We start from the raw sequence: 3,310 nt of genomic DNA on the forward strand, positions 1-3,310 counted from the left end.
TTCCAGAATTGTCCTGTGTTACTTGCTTAACTGCTAAGAGCTTTGCATAGTATGACTTATGTAGTATTTTCTGAAGTCGTCTCGCTTTTGCTTTATTACCACTTTTGACTGCTTGATAAATAGCTTTTTGGAGCTTGAATACTTTCCGACGAACTTTTGTCCAGGGGATGTTAGACCATTCTATGAACGTAGTCTTGAAACTCGCTTGCGACATTGTGACTCCTAATCAGTTCCTTATCTTTTAGTTAAATCGTGAGTACGTCAGCTAATCCATCCCATTACAGGTTGGCTTTTGGCTTTTTACTCCATCTCTATCCCTAGAGAGCTTGCGCTTAGATTTGTCACTACTACAATTTATCGACCTTGATTGTAGAGCTATCTAGGGGTTACTTCGTTCCATATATCCGGGTTTTCTGACTTTAGATCCATCCTTTCTCCAGGGGTATTTTCGTAAGTCTGTATGAGTAGCTGGGATAAACCCTCATCTTTTCCCTTGCACATATTTTGTACGCAGTGTATCAATTTGGATTTCACTACTTGAAGCTGACTGGAGTTCAAGCCAGATGTTCACTTTCGTTAATCATTGTCAGTTGGTTCGGGTTCTATCTTGGAAGTCCAAATTACTCCTCAGTTCCCTTTTCTCCCAGCTTCAATCCTTTGGTAATCAGTCTTAGAATTGTGGGAGATACCGTACTTCTCCGGGCGGTGATTTTTCCCTGTATGAGCCAGGATTCCTACCCTTTGACTTAGAAGTTGGCCACCTTTTCCGGCCACAGATATATAGTTATAAGGAGGTTAGGTATCTACCCTTCCATCCCTTACGAGCTATACGTTTAAGGTCTTTGGACTTAAACTTTTTAGCTCAACGAATCGCACATCCCATTGCTTCTGTATCGACAGCAATACTATCAGCTTGTAAATAATTAGATAGGATAGTTGCGTTCAAATCGCGATCGCATACTTGAAAATCACTCATTGTTTCTATATGATTGTTAGTTGATTTGCAAACTTAGTAATTATAACGCTACATTTGAGGTATCAAAAGCTTAAAGCTCAGACAGCGCCAAGATTTTTTTGTTTTTCGGTACCTTCCTTCTCTGGTAGATAACTAAATGCCTTTTTCCTTCTTACTTCTTTAAACAAAAAAAAACGCGAAGTGAAATTAACCACTCGCGCTTATTTTCAGATAGAAAATTTTCTTTTAGATATTGATGTTATGAAACTGCTGCTGCTACCTTTTCATCAGGGGAAACTTTAGCAGTCAAACGCTCATAAGTTGAACGCATTTTCAAACCAACTAAAACTTGGAAAAGTCCACTACCATTATTGGAACCTGGATAATCTTGGTGTTCCCTCATCATGTGAGTCATCTCACCATAATATTTAGTAGAAGTATTGCTGAGGTGTCCTTCAACATAAATCATTTCTTCCAGGTTATCAAAGTTACCATCTACTTCTAAGACAGAAACTTCATGGCCGAAATAGGCATCTGGGCCATAGAACATTTTAATTCCAGGATAGGAACAAGTAAGCTTACGTCCACAAGGAATCCAGTTAATAGTCGATCCTTCATCAAACAGATATACTGGTTCAAAGTCTTCTACACCTTCACGTTGGATCAAGCGCACTCGTAATACCTTATGTTCTTTGTCATCAGGAATAAGTTTAGTTGGTAGAATTTGAATTACCACATCTGCGTGAGCTTTTTGTGGGTCAATATAAGCATCAAAATCTGGACGACGAGCATTGATAGAAGCAAGTACATCTTCATAACGATGGCCTCTTTCTGCCATATCGCGCTTGATTTTCCAAGCAATTTTTACTTCATCACTAATGTCTAGATAGACACTAAAGTCAAGTAGCGATCGCACGCGCTCATCAAATAGAGGATGAAGACCCTCAATTACTATGATATGATTGGGATGAATTTTTTCTGGTGGGTCAATCATGCCAGTTTCGTGGTTATAAATTGGCTTATCAATAGACTGACCTTCCTTGAGAGCTTTAATTTGCTCATACATCAAGTCAAAATTATTGGCCCTTGGATCGAGAGCAGTAATTCCTGTTTCTTTACGTTGCTTACGATCTAAACTATGGTAGTCGTCCAGGCAGATAACTGTAACAAAATCTTCTCCAAATACATCTGTTACACGACGCAAAAAAGTAGATTTTCCGCATCCAGAGTCTCCGGCAACTCCAATTAATACTACTCTATCTGGTTTTTTCACAATAGTTCCCCTCTAACATAAAACAAAGTTGAATGACATAATCCCATATTTTTTGGGTGAGTCTCAGCTTCTTGGTAAGTCCAGGAAAAATTCCTGAGCATTTCTTGAGCCGTGTTGATTCTGGTAATAATCCATTCAAACTTATCTATGAAAATTTAATCATAAACTTACCCATTTTCCTGGCCAAATCTTCTTAATAAGAAGAGATTTGAGGTTTTTTGGTGGGTTGAGCTAAATAAATAGACAAGTCTAAAAAGCTAAGACCACTCACTGTAGTTGGGATCTTGGACAGACTTTGAAGCTATTGATTCTAAGTCTTTATTACTAACTTTTGTAAAATATCATATCAGAATGGGATCTTCCCTACAAGGATCAAAGAAATAAAAGCTTAATCAACTATATTCCGTAGGAATTCCCTAGAAGGTTCGGTCTGAATTGTGGCCATAAACTATTGGCCACGAATAATTTAGGCGATCGCTAAAATAACTCAATGGCCCTACAATATTAAAATATTTTCTTGATGGCCAATAAAGTTTTGAATCTGGAGTAGCGATCGCCAGTTTGTGGTTGTAAAATCTGGCGGTTAGCTTGAATATCCCCTTGAGGGTTTTCACACTTTGGGTCTGAATTATAGGAATAAATACAACGACAAGTTTCAAGAATGCGCGAATTTAGAATTACCTCTCCTTGAAAAGAAGAGGATTGACGAACAGGAAAATTTTTATTTATTATCCCCTTAAAAGGGGAGGCTTTAAACCCAATTTTTTGGTAAATATTATTGCGATCGCTACAGTCGCTACTATCAATAATTTTTCTAATGGTATGAGGGCGGTTTCCTACTCCACGGTTAGCGATCGCTCCATAAGCGCCAGTTATTTCTAAGACGTTAACTTCACTTTGACCCAAAATTAATCCTGGTATAGCGTCTAACTTAGATTTACAGCGCTTTTCATTTGAGTAGACCACAAAATTATTTTTGGCACTTAGAGTAGGGAGTAGGGAGTAGGGAGTAGGGAGTAGGGAGTAGAGAGTAGGGAGTAGGGAGTAGGGAGTAGGGGGTAGAAAAATGCTTTTGGGTTGCC

At 38.5% G+C, this 3,310-nt stretch carries 2 protein-coding genes and 1 pseudogene; all 3 read right to left on the reverse strand.

All coding sequences use genetic code 11. From position 1 onward, the window contains the following. Positions 1-214, reverse strand: a 214-nt coding sequence (locus AC3DU7_RS29275) for a reverse transcriptase N-terminal domain-containing protein (RefSeq protein WP_488042769.1), incomplete at its 3' end; no start/stop codon positions are given. Positions 215-1,214: 1,000 nt separating this feature from the next. After that, positions 1,215-2,231 (reverse strand): phosphoribulokinase, encoded by a 1,017-nt coding sequence (locus AC3DU7_RS29280; RefSeq protein WP_488042770.1) that lies wholly within the window; start codon positions 2,229-2,231, stop codon positions 1,215-1,217. Positions 2,232-2,732: 501 nt separating this feature from the next. Then, positions 2,733-3,310 (reverse strand): annotated as a pseudogene (locus AC3DU7_RS29285) (hypothetical protein); the annotation flags it as partial.

This window comes from Okeania sp. (genome assembly GCF_983059655.1).